A 22526-nucleotide genomic window follows, 5' to 3' on the forward strand; every position below is an offset into this window, starting at 1 on the left:
GCGTGGTTACAGCCAGTCAAACCACCTGTTCTTGCATGCGTTCAAGGGTTATTTAGGTGCTGATTGACAGCAGCCCTGGCGGGTCGCTGCATCTGGATATAAAGGCCGCTGTCGGTACTGGTCTGGAAGCCCAGTCGTTGATAGAGCCTGCGAGCTGGGTTACCTCGTTCGACGCTCAGACTGCAGGTGTGGTGATCGGCATCCGCCTCGGCGAGCAATGAGTACAGCAACTGCGTACCTATGCCCCGGCCGTGCCAGGCCGGGAGCAGGGCAATGTCGACGATATGCACATCGTGCGCCTGGCGATTCACGCACAGGCGTCCGATGGGCATTCCTGCCTGCTCGATGATCAGGAAGTCCGACTTGGGGTAGTGTTTTTCATAGTGCTGGCGTTGCAGCTCGGCCTGGGACGCCAGAAAGGCACGACGTTGATCGTCATGCCAGCCGGGCACTGCGCTGACCTCGGCCCAGCGGCGTGACAGGTACAGCTCATGCAAAAAAGCCCGGTCGTGGTCGTCCTGCTGTCGCAGTTCGACCACTCGGCTTGTGGTTGCGGGCAGGTGGATGAAGTGTGTCATCAGTTTCTCATCGGGTACTCGCCATCCAGGCAGATGCAATAAACCAGCGTCAGGAAGGGTTGCATGGTGTTGCGCATGATCGGCGGTATCGTAGCGTTGCCGCTCGGCATCACCGTGCCTGGTGCCAGCTTGGGGTCAGTCGCGGACGGAGTGGTGTTGTTGTACAGACGCACATTGCGTGGTTGTGCCAGGTAAGTGCTGTTGCTGGGGGTGTCGACGGCCGCTGCTGTCTCGCTGCCGTCTTTGGCCAATACCGTGTGGCTGTGGGACGAGATGTTATTGGGCACCAGCTGTATCCGGTCGGCGCCCTGTTGAGTGCCGGGGATGGAGCCTATGGTTCCTCCCGTACCCATGGCGACCCGTCCGTTGAGATTGGGCAGTTTGAAGTTCTGTCCCGGAGTGCCTCCATACAGGGTGCCAATCACCGAATAGAGTGCCGGATTCTGCTGGACAAGAAGGGTCGTTCCATCGCAATAGGCCCAGTTTTGCGGGGCGAAGTTGTAGGGGAACAGTCTGATTTCACCGGTAAATGCATCCATGGTCGGTCGTTCCAGATTGAGTGATGAAAGTTACTGGGGGCGAGTCGGGTACAGGCCGACCAGGCAAATGATGTAGCTGATGCTCAATGAACCCATCAGATTCGAATGAGGGGTCGCATTGATGCTGGGGGGAATCAGTGCCGTGCCGAGAAAGCCCGAGTTCAGGCTGTGGGTCGCTGAGGTACCGCTCGACTTGCTGTACAGGCCGGTGATGATGCCCGCTCCCGGGAACTTGCCGAAGGTCATTTTTCCGGGCGAAGTGGCGGGTGACGGCTCCGCGGAGGTGGCGGCGCCGGTGTTGGCCATGAAGGCATGGGTATGGCTCGGCGTGTTCTCCGGGCGCATGGTGACTTCTGCCAGGCCTGTGGTTGTCGACAGCACCCTTGGGGTCAGGCCCGGACCAGTCCCTGCCCCCACAACGAGTCGGCCGGAGTAGTCCGGCACTGCGAACGTATTGCTGCCGTTGCCACCGTACAGGGTGCCCAGTAACGAATACAGGGCTTGATTGTCGTTGATCGACAGCAGTTTGCCGTCACACAGCGTCCAACCTTCAGGCGCGTAGTTGCCGGCGAACATGCGGATTTCTCCGACGAATGCTTCAGACATATCAATTTCCTTGCTTGAGGGTCTGTTAACTGCCGTTAAGGCCGCGGTGGGTAGTAGCCGGTCGTGGCGATGCAGAAATAGCCCACGATTGAAGGCTGCATGTTCGGCATCGGCAAGCCCTGGGTTGGAACGACAGTGGTGCTGATCAAGGACACCAGCACACTGTCCGCGGCGTCCTCCGAGGTGTAGGTCGGTTTCGAAACCGCGCCTAGGGAGTTGGAGCTGATGGCAGGAATGTTGCCGGCGGGGCCAGCGTTGCCGGGGGTGTTCGAGACATGGGTGGTATGGGTGTGGGCGAGCAGCGAGTTTTGCGGCATCGTCACGGTTTCGCTACCGCCCATGGTGCCCCGTGCATGGGTGTCCATGATCGGAGCGACAGGCGAGGCCTGGACGTTCTGCCCCAAGGCGACCCGGCCACGCAGGTCCGGCAGGCCGAAGGTGGTGCTGCCATTGCCACCATAGGTATTGCCCAGCAGGGAGGCCAGCGCCACATTGCTTTGGAACGGCAGGACCTGGCCCTCGCAAGCGAGCCAGCCTTCAGGTGCCCAGCCCCAAGGGAACAGGCGAATTTCACCGAGAAAAGGATCCATGTTTTTCTCCTTGAACAAGATAATGGCGCCTAAATCCATTTACTGCAGGAGAGTAGCAAGCGCTCTTTTAGAGAATAGACTGGCTTGGATTCATTTGGCAAGTATGTCTTCATATTTAATAGTGCATACGACGAATAACTAATAGTTGATATAATTACTCAACATATTTTTTCATAAAAGCCCATGTGGTGGCTTAGAGTGCATTCGCATGCTATGTCGTAAATGTATTGATTGAAAACTAGTATCCATACTGCACTATCAGAGTGAAATGATCAGCTGACAGCATTGATACATGCGTAAGTATTCTTCTATAGCCACTACGATGACTTGCATCAATATCATCCAACTCGATGCCGAGCAATGAGTGGTCACTCCTGAATAGATGAAAGCTATTATATTTCAATGGTTTGTGGTGTTTAATTAAAAAATACAACTGTATTGATTTAGTCATCCCGGACACAAGTTTAGATGGCAAAGTCGTTTGCATGTCCAGATGTGAAAGCTACGTTGTTTATTTAAGGCTGAATTCAAACTGAAAGACAGGCTAAAAAATAGTGAGTATTGATATTTTCCTACGCCTTGACTGTTCCAGAACCCTTATCATGAAAAGAGAACTATTTTATGACGAATCATGTGGGTGTCTGCTGCAAGCAGAAAGTAAAATTAGGTAGTCTATTACATCAATTTCGGCATCTTGGTGACTTTTGATATGGTGGGATAAGATGCCTTTTAACTGAACCAATAACCCTCTTCGCATGTTTTCCGATCCTAGCGCAAGGTGGCCCATCGTTTTCACAATGTTGGTATGAACTTCTTGATATTGTGGCCATGGCAAAGAGATGTCAGCGCTATCACGAAGCAACGGGTTAGCTTTGAACCTATGTATCAGGTGAAGAGACAAGAGCTGACCATAACGCCAGCTGGCTCATGCCTGCTCTGAAGAAGGCCCCGCTTGCAGCGTGGGAGTAGGCTCACTCAGATCGGCGACAATTTGCCAGAAGGTGTCGATGAGTAGGCCCTTGCTGTGGGGCGGGCGGATGAGGCCGATGATCCAGCTCGCCTCGGCATCACGCAGTGGCAGGGTCAGCACATCCGGGTGTTCTATGGTGGTGGAGGAGGGCACCAGGGTCCAGGCGATGTCGGCGGCGGCGGTGGCGACGCCGGCGGCGAAGTCGTTGACATACTGGATATCGCGAAAGCGCAGCCCGCTCTGGGCCAGATAGTTCATCAGGTGATCATAAAACGAGGGGGCCTTGTCCCGGCGCAAGATAGCCAGCGGCTTGTCCACCAGATCCGCCAGTTCGTTCACGCCAGCGTAGCTGGCCGGCAGCACGGCGACAAAGTGCGCCCGCATCACCGGCAGACAGTGCCATCCCTTGGGCGCGGGCAGGCGGCAAAAACCGAGGTCCAGCTTGCCCTCGCTCAGAGCCAGCAACTGGTGGTGAGTAGAGAGATCGTTGAGCTCTATGGTGACCTGCGGGCGTTCGGTGCGAAAACGGGCGATGGCGGCGGGCACCAGGATCTTGGTGGCAACGCCAAAGCCGATGCGCAGGGTGCCGCTGTTGCCTGCCAGCACGTCACGGGCGGTGCGACCGAGTTGCTCGCTGGCCGCCACCAAGGCGCGGGCATCCTGATAAAGGGCCCGCCCCAGCACGGTGAGGCGGGTACTGCTGGCATTGCGCTCGAACAGCTCGCCGCCCAGCTCCTCTTCCAGCCGCCGTATTTGCTTGCTCAGGGCCGACTGGGTGACGTGCTGGCGCACCGCTGCCTGACCGAAGTGCAGCACTTCTCCCAGGGTAACGAAGGCTTTCAGATCCCGTAACTCCATCCCGGCTCCTATGATTCCTGTTTGGAATGTTGAATGGTTTAATTTGTCATTGGACGGAATTTTATAACTGTTCGATGCTTATGCCAATTCCATTGGGCGCCGCCAGTCGGCGCGATAGAGGTGGCAGGTGCCACCGCCGCAGAAGGAGCAACCCCAGATGCATCACCACAAGTTCAACGACTTCCCCGCCGATTTTCTGTGGGGCGCCGCCTCCGCCGCCTACCAGGTGGAAGGGGCCTGGAACGCCGATGGCAAGGGCCCCTCGGTGTGGGATCTGTTCACCAAGCTGCCGGGCAAGACCTTTGAGGGAAGCAATGGCGACGTGGCGGTGGATCACTATCACCGCATGGAGGAGGACGTGGCGCTGATGGCGGAAATGGGGCTCAAGGCCTACCGCTTCTCGGTGAGCTGGCCGCGCATCTATCCCACTGGTCGCGGCGAAGTGAACGAGGCGGGGCTGGCCTTTTACGAGAAACTCATCGACACCCTGCTGGCGCACCAGATAGAACCGGTGCTCACCCTCTATCACTGGGATCTGCCCCAGGCGCTGCAGGATGAGTACGGCGGCTGGGAAGACCGACGCATCATCGAAGATTTCGAGCGCTACTGCGTGACCCTCTATCAGCGCTTTGCCGGCAAGGTGAAATATTGGGTGTCGCTCAACGAGCAGAACTACAACCTGACCAACGCCTATCAGCTCGGTACCCATCCGCCCGCAGTGCAAGACCGCAAGCGCTTCTTTGCCGCCAACCACATCGCGTTTTTGGCCAATGCCCGGGTCATCAAGGCGTTCCGCCAGTATGTACCGAACGGCTTGATTGGCCCGAGCTTTGCCTATTCACCCGCCTATCCGGCGTCGTGCGATCCCAAAGACATGCTGGCGTTTGAAAACGCCGAGGAGTTCACCAACCTCTGGTGGCTCGATGCTTACTGTTTTGGCCGCTATCCGCAGGCGGCGCTCGCCTACCTGCGGGAGAACGGCGAAGCGCCGGATATCCTGCCCGGTGATCTCGAGCTGCTGCGGGAAGGGACGCCCGATTACATCGGCGTCAACTACTACTACACCCTGACCTTCACCGACAACCCGCTCGGCGGCCAGACCCTGCAACGCATCAACACCACGGGGCAGAAGGGCACCACCCCCTCGAGCGGCATTCCCGGCCTCTACAAGACGGCCCCCAACCCGCACCTGGAGACCAGCAACTGGGACTGGGCCATCGACCCGACCGGGATGCGCATCGCCCTGCGCCGGCTCTCTTCCCGCTACGGTCTGCCGCTGATGATCACCGAGAACGGCCTCGGCGAGTTCGACAAGCTGGCAGCGGGAGATCGGGTGCACGACGACTACCGCATCGACTATCTGCGCAGCCACGTCAAGGCGTGCCAGGAGGCGCTGCAAGACGGGGTGGAGCTGCTGGGCTATTGTGCCTGGTCGTTCACCGACATTCTGAGCTGGCTCAACGGCTACCAGAAGCGCTACGGCTTCGTCTTCGTTGAGCGTGACGAGCAGGGCGGCTCCCTGCGCCGGCTCAAGAAGGACAGTTTCTACTGGTACCAGACGGTCATAAGCTCGGGCGGCAAAACGCTCTAAGCAAATCAGCAGTACTTTGACAGGCTCCGCCTACCAGCGGGGCCTGTTGTTTTTGGTGGGAACGATACGGTGAGACGAAAGAGGGGGGCCTGCCACGGGATGTGAGGTCAGTGATAGCTGGCGTCCATGCTCTCTTCGGCGTTGTGGGCCAGATGGGTCATGGCATAGATGAAGAATTCGGCAGGGGAGAGCGGCTTGGAGTAGTAGTAGCCCTGGATCTCGTCCACCCCGATATGGGCCAGTTGCTGCAGTTCATGCAGGCTCTCCACCCCCTCGGCCACCACCACCAGCCCCAGCTGATGGGATAGCTTGGTGATGGACTCGACGAACATGAATTGCCGCGGGTCGGTCTCGATGTTGCTGACGAAGGACTTGTCAATCTTGAGCTTGTCAAAGCTCAGGGACATCAGATAGGAGAAGGAGGACCAGCCGGTCCCGAAATCATCCAGCGCGATGCGCACGTGGATGTGTTTGAGCTCCTTGAAGATGCGCTGGCTGAGCGGTAGATCGTCGAGTGCGATGGTCTCTGTCAGCTCCAGAATAAGCTGTTCGGCGCGCAGCGGGCTCTGTTGCAGCATCTCGTTGACCTGGTGGAACAGGGCCGGGGTGAACATGGAGTTGGAGAGGTTGATGGCCAGCTCCAGCTTGTCCACGAAGCTGGCCGGCAGTTGCGACATGTCGTGGTTGACCCGGCTGAATATCCATTTGCCAAGCAGCTCGCCGAGGCCGTTCTCCTCCGCCATGGCGATGATGTCCAGCGGGTTGATGAAGCCGTATTCGGGGTGATGCCAGCGGATCAGCACCTCCGCCCCCATGTTGTAGGCATTGCCCGGTTTTATCACCGGCTGATAGTGCAGGTAGAGGCTGCTGTTGGAGATGATATTCAAATGTTCACGCAGCTCGGCGGCCAGTTTCCGGTTGCGACTGTAGTGCTCGAACATCTGGTGGTTGAACACCTGCAGGTGGTTCTCCTTGAGCTTTTTGGCATTGGCGAGAGCAATGTCGGCGAACAGGATCAGCTCCTCGATTTTGTGTGCCGTGATGGGGTGTTGGCTTATTCCCATGCTGACATGCACCCGGTGCGCCGGATCGGCCTGAAAGACGATGGGCTTCAATTCATCGAGCAGTCGGACAAGGTAGGGAACACGGTGTTCGATGGGCATGGCGCCATAAATGAAGAGGGCAAATTCATCGCCGCCCATGCGGGCGATGAAGGTCTGGTTTTGCGCATACTCTCTGAGCTGGTTGGCCACCATGGTGAGCAGTTCATCCCCGGCGGCATAGCCTAGGCTGTCGTTGACCTCTTTGAAGTTGTTCAGATCGATCAGGCAGATGGTCAGGGTACAGTCGTCGGGCTGCTTGCCCTTGGCCAGCCGCGTCAGCCGGGCAATGAAGGCGGCCCGGTTGGGCAGCAGGGTCAGCGGGTCATTCCAGGCCAAAAAGTGCTGCAGCTTCATCTCCCGGGAGACCACGAACAGGATGAGCAGACCAATGGCCAGCAGGGCGATCAGGACCAGAACATGGCCTTCTCTGGTCTGCTGCAGCTCCTGGCGTTGTTTGATGGCAGAGGGGCCGGTGAAGTTCATCACCATCAGATCCCGGATGGAAGGCAGCAGCTTGTTCATTCTGTTGTCCATCTCGGCCAGTCGGGGGGCATCTGGCGCAGGAGTAACGACGTCCTGCTCATACTCCTTGATCAACTCAAAGAAGGTGTTGACCTTCTCGCTGGCGTTGAAGCGCTCGCGAATGAGGGCCGTCTCCTGACCGGTCAGGAAGATGTCCAGCCGGTTCCAGGCGATGTCATAGGCCTTGTTCAGCTGCGCGGCATCGGATTCACCGCTGCGATACAGCGACAGCTGCTCTTCGAAGCTGTGTAGCTCCAGCTCCAGTTGAGCTAAAGACCAGGCAGAGAGCTGGTTGTATTTCACCAGCTCGCTGAATGCCCGATCGTAATTAAAGAGTGACCAGATGGTCACCCCCATAAAGGAGACCATGATGAAGGCAAGGGAGATGAACTTGCCCTTGATCATCATTACATCCCTTCAAGTTTGATGACTTGCCACACCATCAGGCTGTGATATTGCTCGATATCCAGCTCAGGGTGATCCGACAGGGGGTAGATGACCCAGACCGGGCCCTTGTTGCGCAGCGTCAGTGCCTTGCCATCTTCCTCGATAGCCAGCAGTACGGGGTATTTCTCGGCATCTTCTCGCGGGATCACGGCGAAGTAGTCGTTCTGAGCCATCACTTTTATCTTGTCGGCGCTGATGCCGAGGGTATCGAGTACGGTTTTGAGCAGGACGCCGCGATAGACATGGGGGCCTTTGGTCCAGGGGGTGGTGGTGGTGACGCTGGCTTGCGGCAGCGCCTGCAACTGGGCGCGGCTGTACTCCATCTTGCCGGCGTTGTTGCAGCAACCCTTGGCGGCGACGCTGAGGATGACCTCATCGGCGCTGTAGGCCTGACTGCAAAACAGTAAAGACAAGAGGTAAAACAGGGGGAGGGTTAGCGCTTTCATGTTTGACTCCTTCATGGGCAACTTATTGATATCCAGCCAGTTGAGGCCGTTTCGCTCTAACCATAGACCATTTCCGAATGAATATTACTGATGGTTTAAGGTAACCACAAAGCCTCATTTCATTTACAACCATTACACAACCGGCACGTACCTTGCCAGATTGATCCAACTCATACTTTTGTCAATTAGATGTGGGTGCCGCGGTGAGGCGCCCCCCTGGGGTCCATATCCTGATTTAAATTCAAGGTGTTTATCCGGATCCAGACACAGGATGTGTCACGTTGGCAGAGGTGGAAGCGCATCATGAACAGCAACACTCCTCACACCCGCAGCGGTGAGCTTATTTCCCAGCAGGTTGACTTGCGCCAGGTGGTATATGCCTTGTCGGCGTCGCTGGATCTGGTCGGCATTGGCGATGTGGCGCATGGCAAGCGGGTAGGCATCATGGCTGCCGAGTGTGGCAAGGCACTGGGGGCGAGTGACAGCGAGCGAGCCTGCCTGTTCGAGCTGGGGGTGCTGCATGACATCGGGGTCTCTTCCACCTTTATTCATTGTCATCTGGTCAGTGAATTTGACTGGGAGTCCTCCCAACGCCATTGCGAGGTTGGTTATACCCTGCTCAAGGACTTTCCGCCGCTGGCGCCCCTGGCGGAACCCATCCGTTATCACCACACCCACTGGCACCAGCTGCTGCAAACGCCAGGATTGGCGGCCAGCGTGATGCGCCAGGCCAACCTCATTTTCCTGGTCGACCGGGTGGATGCCCTGGCGGCGCCACATTACGGCGACGGCTCCCTGTTGATGCACACCCATGAGATCCGGCAACGGATCGAGGCGTGTGCCGGCGAGTTTTTCGATCCCGAGCTGGTGGCGGGCTTCCTCTCTGCTTCCCGCTCGGAGGCGTTCTGGCTGCAACTGGAGGGGCGCGCCATCACCGACTACATGCGCGACATGCTGAGCGAGCGGGAGCCTTGTCTCACCAGCAACGGTGAGCTCAAGCAGCTGGCACGGATCTTCTCGGCCATCGTCGATGCCAAGAGCCCCTTTACCGTGGCTCACTCCCTCGGCGTGGCAAGATTGGCCCGGCTGCTGGCCGAGCTGATGGGCATTGACGAGGGACGCTGCGAGCAACTGGAGATTGCGGGGCTGCTGCACGACCTCGGTAAACTGCGGGTACCCGACGAGATCCTGGACAAGGCAGGAAAGCTCGATGAGCGGGAGCGGGCCATCATCAATACCCACAGTTTCGAGACCTATCAGATCCTGCGCCATATCGACGGCTTCGAGGCCATCGCCCTGTGGGCTTCCTATCACCATGAAGAGCCCAATGGCTGCGGCTACCCTTTCCACCTCACCGCCGAAGCGATGCCGCTGGAGGCGAGGATCCTGCGGGTGGCAGACATCTTCCAGGCCATGGTGCAGAACAGACCTTACCGGGAGGGGTTGAGCGCCGGGCAGGCGCTCGACTTTTTACAGCAACTGGCCAGTCAAAACCGGGTTGACATCGCCGTGGTCGAGACGTTGGCCACCCATCTGCCGCAGGCGCTGTGTGCCGCCTGCGGGCAGGCTCCTGAAATCAGTTCAAGCCACTGACGAGCTGCCTCTGTTGGCAGGGGGTATCCTCTGTGCAGGCAGGTTTAGAGGAACATGCCGCCCGAGGCTTCGATGCGCTGGGCATTGATCCAGCGGCTGTCAGGGGAGAGCAGGGCGGCAATCACGCCACCTATGTCTTCCGGTTGGCCCACCCGTCCCAAGGCGGTCTGACTGGCGATGAAGTCGTTGACGGCCTGATTGTCCCGCACCACACCCCCGCCAAAGTCGGTCTCGATGGCCCCCGGCGCCACCACGTTGACGGCGATGCCGCGCGGCCCCAGTTCCTTGGCCAGGTAGCGGGTCAGCACTTCGACACCCCCCTTCATGGCCGCATAGGCGGCATAACCGGGCAGCGCAAAGCGGGTGAGCCCGCTCGACAGATTGAGGATGCGCCCGCCATCGCGGATCAGCGGCAACAGCTGTTGCGTCAGAAAGAACACTCCCTTCAGGTGAATGTTGAACAGGGTATCGAACTGCTGTTCGGTGGTCTGCTCTATGCTGGCGTGAATGCCGATGCCGGCGTTGTTGACCAGAAAATCGATCTGCTGGCGCTGCCATGCGCTCAGCAGCTCCTGTACCTGGCGGGCGAAGGTGGCAAAGCTGCTGCTGTCGGCCACATCGAGGGGGAGGGCGTGGGCCTGGACGCCAAGTGCGATCGCCTCGGCCACCACGGCCGCCGCTTCATCGGCCTGACTGCGATAGGTGATGATGAGATCGACGCCGCGGGCGGCGAGGGCCAGCGCCGCCTGTTTGCCAAGACCGCGGCTGGCGCCGGTGATGAGTGCGATGGGGTGGGCCATGAGGGGACTCCTGTCTGTGGGTAATGCGCTCGGGATGAGCCGGTGTGATCACTCTATTGTTCGTTGTTGATTGGATAAATACGGCGATAATGAATGCACTGTTCCAATTGGCGAGACAATAGCGGCATGGATCAACTGGATGCGATGAGGATGTTTGTGCGGGTGGCGGAGCTGGAGAGCTTTACCCGCAGTGCCGAACAGCTAGGTATCCCCAAGGCGACGCTCTCGGCGACCATTCGGCGGCTGGAGGAGCAGATGGGCACCCGCTTGTTGCAGCGCACCACCCGGCGGGTGCAACTGACCCCGGATGGCAATCTCTGCTACGCCCGCTGCCAGGATCTGTTGGCGGACATGGAGGAGTTCAACGGGCTGTTTCGCCAGCAAGGGCAGCTGAGTGGCCAGCTGCGGGTGGACATGCCGAGCCGGATGGCCCGCCATCTGGTGATCCCGGCGCTGCCCGCCTGGCTTGCGGCCCACCCCGACCTGCAACTGCTGCTGAGCAGCACGGACCGGCGGGTCGATCTGGTGCGGGAGGGCTTTGACTGCGTGATCCGGGTCGGGGCACTCGAGCCCTCCAGCCTGGTGGCACGCCCCCTCGGTCACTACCGTCAGATCAACTGTGCCAGCGCTGGCTACCTGGCCCGCCATGGGACACCGCGCAACCTGAGCGAGCTGAGCGGCCACCATCGGCTGGTGCACTACGGTGGTGGCAGCGGGCCCAGGGAGAGCGGTTTCGAGTATCTGCAGGCGGATGGCTCGCGCACCGTGCTGTCAATGAGCGGAGCGCTCACGGTGAACGATAGCGAATCCTATCTGGCGGCGGCGCTGGCCGGGCTTGGCATCATCCAGTTGCCGCGGGTCGGGGTGGAGCCACTGCTGGCCAGTGGCGAGCTGGTGGCCATTCTGCCAACGTGGCAGGCGCCCCCGCTGCCCATTCACGCCCTCTATGCCCATCGCCGCCAGCTGGCCCCCCGGGTGCAGGCGTTTATCCATTGGCTGGCAGAGCTGCTTGCCAGGGCCCTGGCCGGGGAGTCAGAGTCGGCTGCGCCTTGAACGAAATTCCCTCGGCGAGAGGGCAAACGCCTCCCTGAAGAAGCGGCTGAAGCTGCTCTGGCTGGCAAACCCGAGGCGTCCGCCCACCTCCTGTAGCTGCAGGGTGGGGTCTTGCAGCAGACGACAGGCCTCCTCACGTCTTACCTGCTCCAGTAGGGCGGAGAAGTGGCACCCTTCCTCGCGCAGATGGCGGTTGAGGGTCCAGCGGGTCAGTCTGAGGGCGTCGCAGACCCCTGCCAGCAGGGTGGGCGAATCGACGCACTCCTGCCAGAGTCGCTGCCGGATGAGCCCAAGCACCCGCTCCCGATAGTGGTTGCTCGGGCGCAGCAGCCGCATCTGGCCATCGAGCTCCCCCAGCAGCAGGGGTTGCAGGGGAAGGTTGCACTGCCCGTGAGCGAGATCGAGCAAGGATGCGGGGAAGCGAAGTTCAAAGCGCTCTCCCCGTTGCAGCCGCTCCCCCAGCCAGTTTGCCAGCTCGCGCCATAGCTTGGGCCGCACCGGGGTGGGCAGCACCAGCAGCCCCTGGCCCGGGTGGTAGAACTGCAGCAGGGCATAAAGGTGGCCAAGGTTGGCCAGGCTGCTCATGGCGATGACGTCCGGGTGATCGGACTCCGAGTGGTAACTGAGCCTGGCCTCTCCCTCTTCCTCCCGCAGGACGATTCGATCGCACTCGCCGATGAGAGGGCGGTAGGCGAGAAAGAAGTGCAGGGCCTGGCGCAGGTTGGCGGCGTTGCAGCACAGGCTCGCCAGCGGCAGGTAGTCGGCAAAGAGCCCCGAGAGCGAGGGTGGCGACCATTTGTGGGCCAGATCCACATGCGGGGCGACCTGGATCAGCAGCCGGAAGTGGCGCTGGGCGTCGATCCTCCCATGGGGGAGCAGCAACTCTTCTCTGGCAATACCGGCTTCTTGCAGGAGCTGGGCCGGATCCCGTCCCTCTCTCTGACAGTGGTTGAGGCAGTGCAGGGCAATCCGGTTGGAAACTGTCTTCACGGCAAAAATCCTTGTCAGCGGTGGCCCACCATCATCCGCCAACGACCATGAATTGCCGTGAGCCAGGTTCGGCTTCATGTTTCTGAAATGTAACCAAGGGTAACCCTGCAACCCTTTTCACACTTTTCGATGCTGCTCCCAACCGGCAACTTCCTGCACCCGACGGGCAAGTGAGGGGGGCCACTTTTGCATAAAGTGGCCACTCCTACACACACAAGGAAGATAACAACAATGAAACACCACTCGCTCTCCCGAACCCGTGTTGCCCTCGCCATTGGGGCCCTGTTGCTGGCAGGGTGCAACGACAACGACTCCACCCCCAAGCCCGAGCAGCCGGTTCTGGGCCACCGCACCGCCACCTTGATCGAGCAGGATGGCCTGCAATTCAAGGATCTCGATGGCAACGGTACCCTGACTCCCTACGAGGACTGGCGCCTCGGCGCCGCCGAGCGGGCGCGGGATCTGGTGGGCAGGCTCACCCTGGCCCAGAAGGCGGGGTTGATGATGCATGGCACCCTGGTGCTGGACGGGAAGGGGCGGGTGAACCTAGCGGCCATGGACAAGATGCTGCGCGAGGACGGGGTCAACACCTTCATCACCCGCATGGCCGGGGATCCGGCGGCCATCGCCGCGGACAACAACACTCTGCAGGCCCTGCTGGAAGGGGTGGGATTCGGTATTCCCATGACGGTGAGCACGGATCCCCGCAACCACTTCACCCATGATCCCAACGCCACCAGCATCGGTGCCGGGGCTTTCTCCCAGTGGCCCGAGACCCTGGGACTTGCCGCCATCGGTGATGCCGCCCTTGTGCAGCGCTTTGCCGACATCGCCCGTCAGGAGTACCGGGCCGTCGGCATCCATGAGGCGCTCTCGCCCCAGGCGGATCTCGCGACCGAGCCGCGCTGGGGGCGCATCAACGGCACCTTCGGGGAAGACAACCTGCTCGCCAAGTCTCTGGTCAAGGCCTACATCGAGGGCTTCCAGCAGGGGAACCAGGGAATAGGCAAGGAGAGCGTGCTCACCGTGGTCAAGCACTTCGCCGGGGCCGGTCCCCAGAAGGACGGGCTGGATGCCCACAACCCCTGGGGCAAGGAGCAGATCTACCCCGGCGGCCAGTTTGCCTACCATCTGGTGCCCTTCGAGGGCGCCTTCGAGGCCAAGGTGGGGGCCGTGATGCCCTATTACGCCATGCCCCTGGGCCTGACGCAGGATGGGCAGCCCGTCGAGGAGGTGGGGTTTGGCTTCAACCGCCAGATCATCACGGATCTGTTGCGGGGCCACTTCAAGTTTGACGGCGTGGTGCTGAGCGACTGGGGCATCGTCAATGACTGTGACAGCCGCTGCGAGCAGGGATTGACCCAGGAGGAGGTCAATGCCGGAGTGAGCCCCTGGACCGTGCCCTTTGGCATGTCTTGGGGGGTGGAGAAGCTCACCAAGGCCGAGCGTTATGCCAAGGCCATCGACGCCGGGGTGGATCAGTTTGGTGGCGTTGAAGACCCAGCCCCCTTGCTGGCAGCGGTGCAGAGCGGCCTGGCGACCGAGGCGGCCATCACCACCTCGGCCGAGCGGATCCTGGAACAGAAGTTCGCCCTGGGACTGTTCGAGAACCCCTATGTGGATACCCAGGCCGCGGTGGCCCTGGTGGGCAAGGCCGAGTTCCAGCAGGAAGCCCAGGCCGCCCAGGCGGCATCCCACGTGTTGCTGAAGAACGAGGGAGCCCTGCTGCCGCTCAAGGCGGATGGCAAGCGGGTCTACCTGCACAATGTCAACGCCGAGGTGGCCAGGGCCAACGGCTATACGGTGGTGACGAGCCTGGCCCAGGCGGAGCTTGCTATCGTGCGGGTCAACGCACCGGGTGAGCAGGATCCCCGTTTCCCGTTTGGCAGCATCCACTTTGGCCAGCTCGGTTTTGCCAGCAATGACCAAGTGGTGCAGGAGACTGCCCACGATGGGGTCTACCGCGGCGCGGATGACTATGCGGCCATCCAGGCCATCGAGCAAGCCGGGGTGCCCATGGTGCTCTCCGTCTATCTGGACAGACCCGCCATCCTGACCGAGGTGGCCCCGGCGGCCCGGGTGCTGCTCGCCAACTTCGGTGCCCTGGATCAGGCGCTGTTTGATGTCATGAGCGGCACCCAGAAGGCACGCGGCAAGCTGCCCTTCGAACTGCCCTCCAGCTGGCAGGCGGTGCAGAACCAGCACCCGGACGTGGCGAAGGACTCCGCGAACCCGCTCTATCCCTATGGTGCCGGTCTGGCCTATTGAGGACTAGCTTGACATCTGCCATCACCAAGGCGCCTGCGGGCGCCTTTTCCATTGCCGCCATCGACAATCCCGGTTTGGCGCCGGCCGGGCAGCTTGGCATAATGGCGCCCCATGTTGGCCGCCCCTTTGCTGCGCGGCCAGACCCAGCAACAGTGCAGAGGAGATGAGATGAAATTTATCGGAGCCCACGTCAGTGCGGCCGGCGGGGTGGAGAACACCATCGCCCGTGCCCAGGCCATCGGCGCCAATGCCTTCGCCCTGTTTACCAAGAACCAGCGCCAGTGGCAGGCGGCGCCGCTTTCCGAGGCCAGCATCCGCGCCTTCAAGCTGGCCTGCGAGAAGGGGAGCTTTCGCCCCGAGCAGATCCTGCCCCACGACAGCTACCTCATCAATCTGGGTCATCCCGACCCCGACGGCCTCGCCAAGTCCCGTGACGCCTTTCTGGACGAAATGAAGCGCTGCGAACAGCTGGGGCTCTGCTACCTCAATTTTCATCCGGGCAGCCACCTGAAGCAGATCCCGGAGGCGGCCAGCCTCAAGCTGGTGAGTGAATCCATCAACTGGGCGCTGGAGCGCAGCCAGGGGGTGACGGCGGTGATCGAAAATACCGCTGGCCAGGGCACCAACCTCGGCTGGTCGTTCGAGCATCTGGCCACCATCATCGACGGGGTAGAGGACAAGAGTCGGGTCGGCATATGCTTTGACACCTGTCACGCCTTTGCTGCCGGTTACGATCTGCGTACCCCCGAGGGGTGCGAGGCGGTGTTTGCCGACTTCGACCGTATCGTGGGGTTCGAGTACCTCAAGGGGATGCATATCAACGGCGCCAAGTGCACCTTCGGCAGCCGGGTCGATCGTCACCACAGCCTGCGCGAGGGGAACCTGGGGGAGGCGGTGTTCCATCACATCATGAATGACCAGCGCTTCGACGGCATTCCGCTGATCCTGGAGACCATCGATGAGTCCATCTGGGGTGACGAGATCCGCTGGCTGCGCAGCCTGGCGAAGGCATAATGACCGACCGGCAGACAGCATAAGGAAACAGGGATGCAACAGAGATCAAGCGACCAGCCGCTGCGCTGGGGGGTTGCCGGGGCGGGGGCCATTGCCCGCCGTTTTTGTCAGGATGTGAACGGGCACGCCAGTGGCAGCCGGGTAGTGGCGATCGCCGCCCGTGATCAAGCGCGGGCGCAGGCCTTTGCCGACGAACAGGGGTTGCCCCACGCCCATGGCAGCTATCAGGCGCTGGCGGCCAGCCCCCAGGTGGAGGCGGTCTATGTGGCGGTGATCCATCCGGAGCATACCGCCCTGATCGAACTCATGCTGCTGGCGGGCAAGCACGTGCTGGTGGAAAAACCGGCGGTGACCAGTGTGGCGGATTGGGATCGGCTGGTGCGGCTCGCCGCCGAGCGGGGCCTGCTGTTGATGGAGGCGATGAAGGTGATGTGCTTCCCCGCCATGCGCGAATTGCTGGGGCGACTTGCGGCCCTGCCGGCACCCGACAGGCTGCGGGCCGCCTTTGGTTCGGTGCAGGCGCGGGATGGCAAGCTGTTCGACCCGGCGCTGGCCGGCGGCGCCGCCTGGGATGTGGGGGTCTACCCGCTCTGGCTCTATGCCGCCCTTTGTCACCAGCTCGGGCTGACGGCGGGTGAGCCGGAGGTCACGCTGTCTCGCCAGGAGGGCGAGGTGGATGAAGCTGCCCGCTTTGATTTTGCCGGCCCGCTCAAGGCCGAACTGGCCGCCTCCATCGTCGCGGATCTCGACAAGTCGGCCTGGCTGTCCGGGCCCGGCTGGGCGCTGGAGCTGGTGGGCAAGTGGTGGAATCCCCAGCAGATAGTGTGGCGTGGTGGCGACCCCCTGCCAGCCTGGCCGCACGATATCGCGCTGCCAGTCGGGGGAGGCGGCATGCAGCACGAGGCGGATCACTTTGCCGCCTGCGTCAGACAAGGATTGAGCGACTCGCCCTGGGTGCCGCAGGCGCTGAGCAGACAAGTGCTGGGCTGGGTCGAGCGGGGATTGCAGCCCGCGAAACGCTGAGTCACAAGGCCGAATGACAAAGAGGGAGAGCCTGGGCTCTCCCTCTTCTATTGCAGCCGATACCCCGGTGGCAAGGGCAATATGTTGCCCGATCATCTCATTGGCTCAGGTGTTGCTGATCTGGCTGGAGAGCCCATCCTCTTGGGCACGGCAAAATTGCAGAAAGCGGCGCAGGGTGGCGGAGTGATACTTCTGCCGGTGCCAGATGAGGGAGAGCTGACGGGGGAAGCGACGGGTCAGGGGCAGGGCCACCAGACGGCCGGCTTGCAACCGATCCGACACCGCCAGGTGGGATATGAAGGAGATGCCAAGCCCCTTCTCGACCGCCAGCATCACCGCCTCCAGGGTGTTGAGTTCGAGCCCCGCTTGCCAGCGCGGCAGTTCAGGCTGGATCTGTTGCTCGAACTGTTCGCGGCTGCCGGACTGGGGCTCTCGCAGTACCCAGGTCTCATCGCTCAGCTGGGCGAGGGAGAGACGGCTGCGGCCGGCGAGGGGGTGAGCGGGCTGGGCCACGATCAGCATCTCGTCGTGGAGCCAGGGCTCGCTGACCAGGTCCGGGTGGTGGTTCTCCCCCTCGATCAGCGCCAGATCCAGCTCGAAGTTGGCCAGCAGGTGGCAGAGCTGGTGGGTATTGGTGATGGTGACGCGGGGCGGCTGCCCCAGCTCCTGCTTGCTGGTGGCGAGCAGGGTCGGCAACAGGTAGTTGCCGATGGTCTGACTGGCGCCCAGACGCAGCTGACCGCTCGGCTCGGCATCCGGGCTGAACAGGGTCTCGATGTCCTGCATCCGGGTCAGCAGCTCTTCGGCCGCCGGTTGCAGCAGGCGCCCCTCGTTGTTGAGCTGCAATCTGGGGTGAATGCGATCGAACAGCGGGGTGGCGAGCTGGCGCTCCAGCTCCTGCAATGACTGGGAGACGGCACCCTTGCTCAGGCACAGTTCATTGGCGGCCAGCCCCAGATTGCCGTAACGAGCGATGGTGGCAAAGACCTTGAGTTGTTGCAGGGTCAGCTTCATGTTTGGAAATCCTGAACGATTGATTTAATTCATTTAGATATCGTAAACGATGGCCACTCATTATCCTATGCCCATCGTCTCTCACATGAGGTTTCAGACATGATCGCAAGAACCCGTCAATCCCTAGCCGCTGCTCCGACCCCCATGGCAGGACTGGCGCTCGGGATCGCCAGTCTCGGTTGGTGCTGGGAAAATGCCGGTCACTTCGATGGCCGCCTGCAGTTGCTGGGCGCCGCCATTGCCGCCGTGCTGCTGGTGATCCTGACCTTCAAGTTTCTGCTGCACCCGCGCCTGCTGTGGCAAGATCTGGCCCACCCCGTGGTCGGCAGCGTGGTGCCCACCTATGCCATGGGCACCATGGTGGTCTCCAAGGCAGTCGGCATGCTCGACGCCGGTCTGGGGGAGGGGCTCTGGCTGTTTGCCGTGCTGCTGCACCTGGCGTTCCTGGCCACCTTCGTCTGGCATCGGGCCAAACAGTTTGAAATCCACCACATGGTACCGAGCTGGTTCGTGCCGCCGGTGGGGATCATCGTCGCGGACGTCGCCTTCCCGGGCGGTCAGTTTGCGGCGCTGGCCAACGGCCTGCTCTGGTTCGGCATGCTCTGCTACGGCCTGATGCTGCCGCTGATGCTCTATCGCCTCATCTTCAGCCATGAAGTGCCGGATGCCGCCAAGCCGACCATCGCCATCCTGGCGGCTCCCGCCAGCCTGTCACTGGCCGGTTACCTGACCGTGAGCGAGGAACCCTCCCTGCTGCTGGTGGCCGTACTGCTGGGGATTGCGGTGCTGATGACCGGCATCATCTATCTGGCCTTCATCAAGCTGCTGCGTCTGCCGTTCTCACCGGGCTACGCCGCCTTCACCTTCCCGCTGGTGATCGGCGCTACCGCCCTGTTCAAGGTGAGTCACCTGGTCGAGCAGTGGCCCCAGGCGGCCGAGTATGTCGAGCAGATCCGGCTGCTGGCTCACTTCGAGCTGGGCGCCGCCACCCTGATCGTCGGCTATGTTGCTCTGCGCTACCTGATGTTCTTCCTGCCGCTCGGCAGCAGCGACGAGGTGACGCACGGCATGGTTAGCCGCTAAACAGAAGACGGCGAGAGCCGGGATACGGGGCGTTGATGAGCAACCTTGCCGCAGACAGGGGCCATCAACCGGATAATGACCAAGCGCTTCACCCTCGGGTGAAGCGCTTTTTGTACCGGTTCTGGCAGCGAAAGGTGCCATTCATGCCCGTTGGCGCCCCATTTTTTGCGCCAGCGCCCAGCCTGGGGGGACAATGATGAATTTCACTGGTATTACCTGTCAGGACGAATACAATGCAGCTCCATTTTCTTTGCTTGATCCCCATCCATGTCTTCCCATGATCCCGTGTTTGACACCCGCTTCGAGGCCAGATTCCTGCATCCCCGCTATTGGCTCAGCTGGCTGGCACTTGGCGTACTGATGCTGCTGGCCTTCGTGCCGGTCCGTCTGCGCGACCGTCTCGCCGCCGCCCTGGCACCGCTGGTGTTCCGTATCTCGAAAAAGCAGATCTATATTGCCAGAACCAACCTGGCACTCTGTTTTCCGCAAAAGAGCGAGGCCGAACGCGACGCCATCCTGATGACATCGATCCGGGTCGGTCTCAAGAGTCTGCTCGGCTTTGGCGAGTTCTCCGTGCGCAGCCCCGCCTATCTGATGAGCAGGATGCAGGTCAGCGGCTGGGAGCATATCGAGGCGGAGCAGGCCGCCGGCCGACCGGTGATCCTGGTGGTGCCCCACAGCTGGCCGGTGGATGCGGCCGGTTACTACTTCACCCGGCGCGGGGTGCCCATGTGCACCATGATGAAGCGGGCGCGCAACCCGGTCTTTGACTGGCACCTCAATCGGGCCCGTGCTCGCAACGGTTGCCGAGTCTATGAGCGCAGTGCCGGCATCAAGGCGGTGATCCGTACCATCAAGGGCGGTCGCAGTTTCTTCTACCTGCCGGATCAGGATCATGGCCGCGAGAAGAGCATCTTTGCCCCCTTCTTCGGGCACCCCAAGGCGACGCTGCCGGCGTTGCCACGACTGGTGCAGGTGAGCGGCGCCAAGGCGGTGCCCTTGCTGGCCTGCTATGACGAGGCCAAGCACTGCTACCGGCTGGAGATCGACGCGCCGTTTGACAACTATCCCACCGAGGACGTGATGGCCGACACCTGCCGGATGAACGACATGGTGCAGCAGCAGCTCTGCCGCGACCCCGGTCAGTACATGTGGTTCCTCAAGATCTTCGATACCCGCGAGGATCAGGTTGGCCTGGATGGCCGCTACGAGGCGGGGATCCAGCGCATCCGCAGTGGCTTGCAGCCGCTGCCCTGAGGCGACACGCCTTTATGTCATATGGCCCTGCGGGGCCATTTTTGTTGGCGATGGTGACCCGTCATGGGAGGAGGGCTTCCTTGCCTGCCAGCCCGGTGGCCGGGGGCGTGGCCGCCAAAGTGGAAAAATTTGTCAGGATAATTAAAATAACCGTTTATTTTCTATGACTTGATGGCGGCCATGTCCTCACACGATCCGGTTTTTGACACCTCATTTCATCCCAGTCTGCTGCATCCGCGCTGGTGGGGCAGCTGGCTGGCGCTCGGTCTGCTCTGTCTGCTGGCGCTGGTGCCCCATGGCCTGCGCGACCGACTCGCCAACCGTCTGGCGCCCACCCTGCTGCGGATGTCAAAGAAGCAGGCCTACATTGCCGAGACCAACCTCAAGATCTGTTTTCCCGAGCTGGACGAGGCTGGCCGTCAGGCCCTGCTGCTCAAATCGATCCGGGTCGGTCTCAAGACCTTCATGGGCTTTGCCGAGTTGACCCTGCGCAGCGCCACTCATCTGGCCAGCCGCGTCAAGGTGCGTGGCTGGGAGCATATCGAGGCAGAGCGGGCTGCCGGCCGGCCGGTGATCCTGGTGGTGCCCCACACCTGGGCGGTGGACATGATCGGCCGCTACTTCGCCATTCGGGGGCTGACCATGTGCACCATGATGAAGAGCCCGAAGGATCAGGTGTTTGACTGGTACATCAACCGTGAGCGGGCCAAGGGCGGCAAGGTATATGAGCGCAGCGTCGGCATCAAGCCGGCCATCAAGGCGATCCGCAGCGGCGCCAGCTTCTTCTACCTGCCGGATCAGGATCACGGCCGCGAGGCCAGCATCTTCGTGCCTTTCTTCGGCCATCCCAAGGCGACCCTGCCGGCCCTGCCCAAACTGGTGAAACTGACCGGCGCCAGGGCGGTGCCCATTCTCGCCTGTTATGACGAGGAGGAGGGCTGCTACCGGCTGGAGATCGAGCCGCCTTTCGACCCCTATCCCGGTGCGGATCTGGTGGCCGATGTCTGTGCCATGAACGGCATGGTGGAGCAGCAGCTGCGCCAGCATCCCGAGCAGTACATGTGGTTTCTCAAGATCTTCGAGACCATGGAGCACCAGCAAGGATCGGATGGGTTCTACGAAGAGGGCATTAAGCGGATCCGTGGCGATCTCCCTCCTGGGGAGTGAGGCCGGCCTACCCGGCGGCGCAGGTTATCGCACCGGGATCATCGCGGTTGCCGGCACGCCGGGCGCCGTCAGGAAACAGGGATAGGCAAGTGGCCCGGGAGGGGCTATCTTCTGATGCGCAAATAGGGTAAAAGGGCGGCCATGAAAATTCCAAATCGAATCCAACCTCTGGTTGATGACGGCCTGGTCGATGACGTCATCAGCCGGCTGATGAGCGGCAAAGAGGCCGACGTCTATGTGGTGCGCTGCGGCAACGAGATCCGCTGCGCCAAAGTCTATAAAGAGGCGTCCAAGCGCAGCTTCAAGCAGGCCGTGGTCTATCAGGAAGGGCGCAAGGTGCGCGGCAGTCGCGATGCCCGCGCCATGGAGAAAGGCTCCAAATACGGTCGCAAGCAGCACGAAGAGGTGTGGCAGAACACCGAAGTCGATGCCCTGTTCAAGCTGGCGGCGGCCGGAGTGCGGGTGCCCAGGCCCTATGTCTGCCTCGATGGCGTGCTGCTGATGGAGCTCATCACCGACGAAGAGGGCAATGTCGCCCCCCGTCTCAACGACGTGGCGCTCTCTGCCGAACAGGCGGTCATCGACCATGCCAAGGTGATCCGTTACGTGGTGCGCATGCTCTGTGCCGGCCTCATCCATGGCGATCTCTCCGAGTTCAACGTGCTGGTGGATGAACAGGGCCCGGTCATCATCGACCTGCCCCAGGTGGTGGATGCCGCCGCCAACAACCAGGCCAAGGCCATGCTGGAGCGCGACGTCAACAACATGCGCAACTACTACGGCATGTATGCCCCCGAGCTGCTCAAGACCCGCTACGCCCGGGAGATGTGGGCCCTGTATGAAGATGGCAAACTGACCCCCGACAGCGAGCTGACTGGCTTGTTCGAGGAGAGCCGCGAGCAGGTGGATCTCGATTCTGTATTGCACGAGATCGAGAGCGCCCAGGAGGAGGCGTTGGCCCGTCAGGCCAGGATGAAGGCCGAAGAGGAAGACAGCTACTGATCTTGCTGGTGG

20 protein-coding genes are annotated in these 22526 nt (G+C 61.2%); 10 read left to right on the forward strand and 10 right to left on the reverse strand.

Annotated elements, in window-relative coordinates; all coding sequences use genetic code 11:
- Positions 1 to 41 precede the first annotated feature (41 nt).
- From AACQ43_RS11705 to AACQ43_RS11725, 5 genes are all read right to left on the reverse strand, one after another.
- Positions 42 to 578, reverse strand: coding sequence for a GNAT family N-acetyltransferase (locus tag AACQ43_RS11705; protein ID WP_168967370.1), 537 nt, complete (start codon positions 576 to 578; stop codon positions 42 to 44).
- Entirely contained in the window at positions 578 to 1117 is a 540-nt protein-coding gene (locus tag AACQ43_RS11710) for a phage tail protein (RefSeq protein WP_168967372.1), read from the reverse strand. Before AACQ43_RS11710 ends, AACQ43_RS11705 begins: the two co-directional genes overlap by 1 nt.
- Before the next feature lie 30 nt (positions 1118 to 1147).
- Positions 1148 to 1723 carry a phage tail protein gene (locus tag AACQ43_RS11715; protein ID WP_076360655.1) on the reverse strand — a complete coding sequence of 192 codons (576 nt, stop codon included), beginning with the start codon at positions 1721 to 1723 and terminating at the stop codon, positions 1148 to 1150.
- A gap of 35 nt (positions 1724 to 1758) precedes the next feature.
- A complete protein-coding gene (locus AACQ43_RS11720; RefSeq protein ID WP_076360656.1) occupies positions 1759 to 2313 on the reverse strand; it encodes a phage tail protein in 555 nt (184 codons plus the stop codon).
- A gap of 925 nt (positions 2314 to 3238) precedes the next feature.
- Positions 3239 to 4141: a LysR family transcriptional regulator gene (locus AACQ43_RS11725; protein WP_168967374.1), complete on the reverse strand. Its 903-nt coding sequence runs from the start codon at positions 4139 to 4141 to the stop codon at positions 3239 to 3241.
- 157 nt (positions 4142 to 4298) lie between these two features.
- Between AACQ43_RS11725 and AACQ43_RS11730 the strand changes: the two genes are divergently transcribed.
- A complete protein-coding gene (locus AACQ43_RS11730) occupies positions 4299 to 5732 on the forward strand; it encodes a glycoside hydrolase family 1 protein (RefSeq protein ID WP_076360658.1) in 1434 nt (477 codons plus the stop codon).
- Between the two features lie 107 nt (positions 5733 to 5839).
- Here AACQ43_RS11730 and AACQ43_RS11735 read toward each other — a convergent pair whose 3' ends face one another.
- Both AACQ43_RS11735 and AACQ43_RS11740 read right to left on the reverse strand, forming a co-directional pair.
- The gene (locus AACQ43_RS11735; protein WP_168967376.1) at positions 5840 to 7765 is read right to left on the reverse strand and encodes a putative bifunctional diguanylate cyclase/phosphodiesterase; all 1926 of its coding nucleotides are present in this window, start codon (positions 7763 to 7765) and stop codon (positions 5840 to 5842) included.
- Positions 7765 to 8250 (reverse strand): molybdopterin-dependent oxidoreductase, encoded by a 486-nt coding sequence (locus AACQ43_RS11740; protein WP_168967378.1) that lies wholly within the window; start codon positions 8248 to 8250, stop codon positions 7765 to 7767. The genes AACQ43_RS11735 and AACQ43_RS11740 overlap by 1 nt, the downstream gene beginning before the upstream one ends.
- Positions 8251 to 8553: 303 nt before the next feature.
- Here AACQ43_RS11740 and AACQ43_RS11745 point away from each other — a divergent pair, with 303 nt between their 5' ends.
- The gene (locus AACQ43_RS11745) at positions 8554 to 9843 is read left to right on the forward strand and encodes an HD-GYP domain-containing protein (protein ID WP_168967380.1); all 1290 of its coding nucleotides are present in this window, start codon (positions 8554 to 8556) and stop codon (positions 9841 to 9843) included.
- A gap of 44 nt (positions 9844 to 9887) precedes the next feature.
- Here the strand turns inward: AACQ43_RS11745 and AACQ43_RS11750 are convergent, their stop codons facing one another.
- Entirely contained in the window at positions 9888 to 10643 is a 756-nt protein-coding gene (locus AACQ43_RS11750; protein WP_168967382.1) for an SDR family NAD(P)-dependent oxidoreductase, read from the reverse strand.
- A 126-nt stretch (positions 10644 to 10769) separates the two neighbouring features.
- Here AACQ43_RS11750 and AACQ43_RS11755 point away from each other — a divergent pair, with 126 nt between their 5' ends.
- Positions 10770 to 11696, forward strand: coding sequence for a LysR substrate-binding domain-containing protein (locus AACQ43_RS11755; protein ID WP_168967384.1), 927 nt, complete (start codon positions 10770 to 10772; stop codon positions 11694 to 11696).
- On the opposite strand, the gene AACQ43_RS11760 is transcribed toward AACQ43_RS11755, so the two are convergent.
- A complete protein-coding gene (locus AACQ43_RS11760) occupies positions 11676 to 12686 on the reverse strand; it encodes a helix-turn-helix transcriptional regulator (protein WP_168967386.1) in 1011 nt (336 codons plus the stop codon). The two genes, AACQ43_RS11755 and AACQ43_RS11760, sit on opposite strands and share 21 nt — an antisense overlap.
- A gap of 231 nt (positions 12687 to 12917) precedes the next feature.
- On the opposite strand from AACQ43_RS11760, the gene AACQ43_RS11765 reads away from it, so the two are divergent.
- The 3 genes from AACQ43_RS11765 (at position 12918) to AACQ43_RS11775 (ending at position 16991) form a co-directional block, all read left to right on the forward strand.
- Positions 12918 to 14954, forward strand: a complete 2037-nt coding sequence (locus AACQ43_RS11765) for a glycoside hydrolase family 3 protein (RefSeq protein WP_168967388.1) — start codon at positions 12918 to 12920, stop codon at positions 14952 to 14954.
- A 168-nt stretch (positions 14955 to 15122) separates the two neighbouring features.
- Complete coding sequence (gene nfo / locus AACQ43_RS11770; RefSeq protein ID WP_168967390.1) at positions 15123 to 15968, forward strand: deoxyribonuclease IV; 846 nt, start codon at positions 15123 to 15125, stop codon at positions 15966 to 15968.
- A 33-nt stretch (positions 15969 to 16001) separates the two neighbouring features.
- Entirely contained in the window at positions 16002 to 16991 is a 990-nt protein-coding gene (locus tag AACQ43_RS11775) for a Gfo/Idh/MocA family protein (protein WP_168967392.1), read from the forward strand.
- A 105-nt stretch (positions 16992 to 17096) separates the two neighbouring features.
- On the opposite strand, the gene AACQ43_RS11780 is transcribed toward AACQ43_RS11775, so the two are convergent.
- Complete coding sequence (locus AACQ43_RS11780; RefSeq protein WP_029300743.1) at positions 17097 to 18005, reverse strand: LysR substrate-binding domain-containing protein; 909 nt, start codon at positions 18003 to 18005, stop codon at positions 17097 to 17099.
- 99 nt (positions 18006 to 18104) lie between these two features.
- Here AACQ43_RS11780 and AACQ43_RS11785 point away from each other — a divergent pair, with 99 nt between their 5' ends.
- From AACQ43_RS11785 to AACQ43_RS11800, 4 genes are all read left to right on the forward strand, one after another.
- The gene (locus tag AACQ43_RS11785; RefSeq protein ID WP_029302921.1) at positions 18105 to 19088 is read left to right on the forward strand and encodes a TDT family transporter; all 984 of its coding nucleotides are present in this window, start codon (positions 18105 to 18107) and stop codon (positions 19086 to 19088) included.
- 267 nt (positions 19089 to 19355) lie between these two features.
- A complete protein-coding gene (lpxM, locus tag AACQ43_RS11790; RefSeq protein ID WP_011705968.1) occupies positions 19356 to 20345 on the forward strand; it encodes a lauroyl-Kdo(2)-lipid IV(A) myristoyltransferase in 990 nt (329 codons plus the stop codon).
- A gap of 171 nt (positions 20346 to 20516) precedes the next feature.
- Complete coding sequence (locus AACQ43_RS11795) at positions 20517 to 21512, forward strand: LpxL/LpxP family acyltransferase (RefSeq protein ID WP_168967394.1); 996 nt, start codon at positions 20517 to 20519, stop codon at positions 21510 to 21512.
- Between the two features lie 141 nt (positions 21513 to 21653).
- Positions 21654 to 22514, forward strand: a complete 861-nt coding sequence (locus tag AACQ43_RS11800; protein ID WP_168967396.1) for a PA4780 family RIO1-like protein kinase — start codon at positions 21654 to 21656, stop codon at positions 22512 to 22514.
- Positions 22515 to 22526: the final 12 nt, after the last annotated feature.

The organism is Aeromonas sp. DNRA1 (assembly GCF_963888745.1).
Classification (GTDB): Bacteria; Pseudomonadota; Gammaproteobacteria; order Enterobacterales; family Aeromonadaceae; genus Aeromonas; species Aeromonas hydrophila.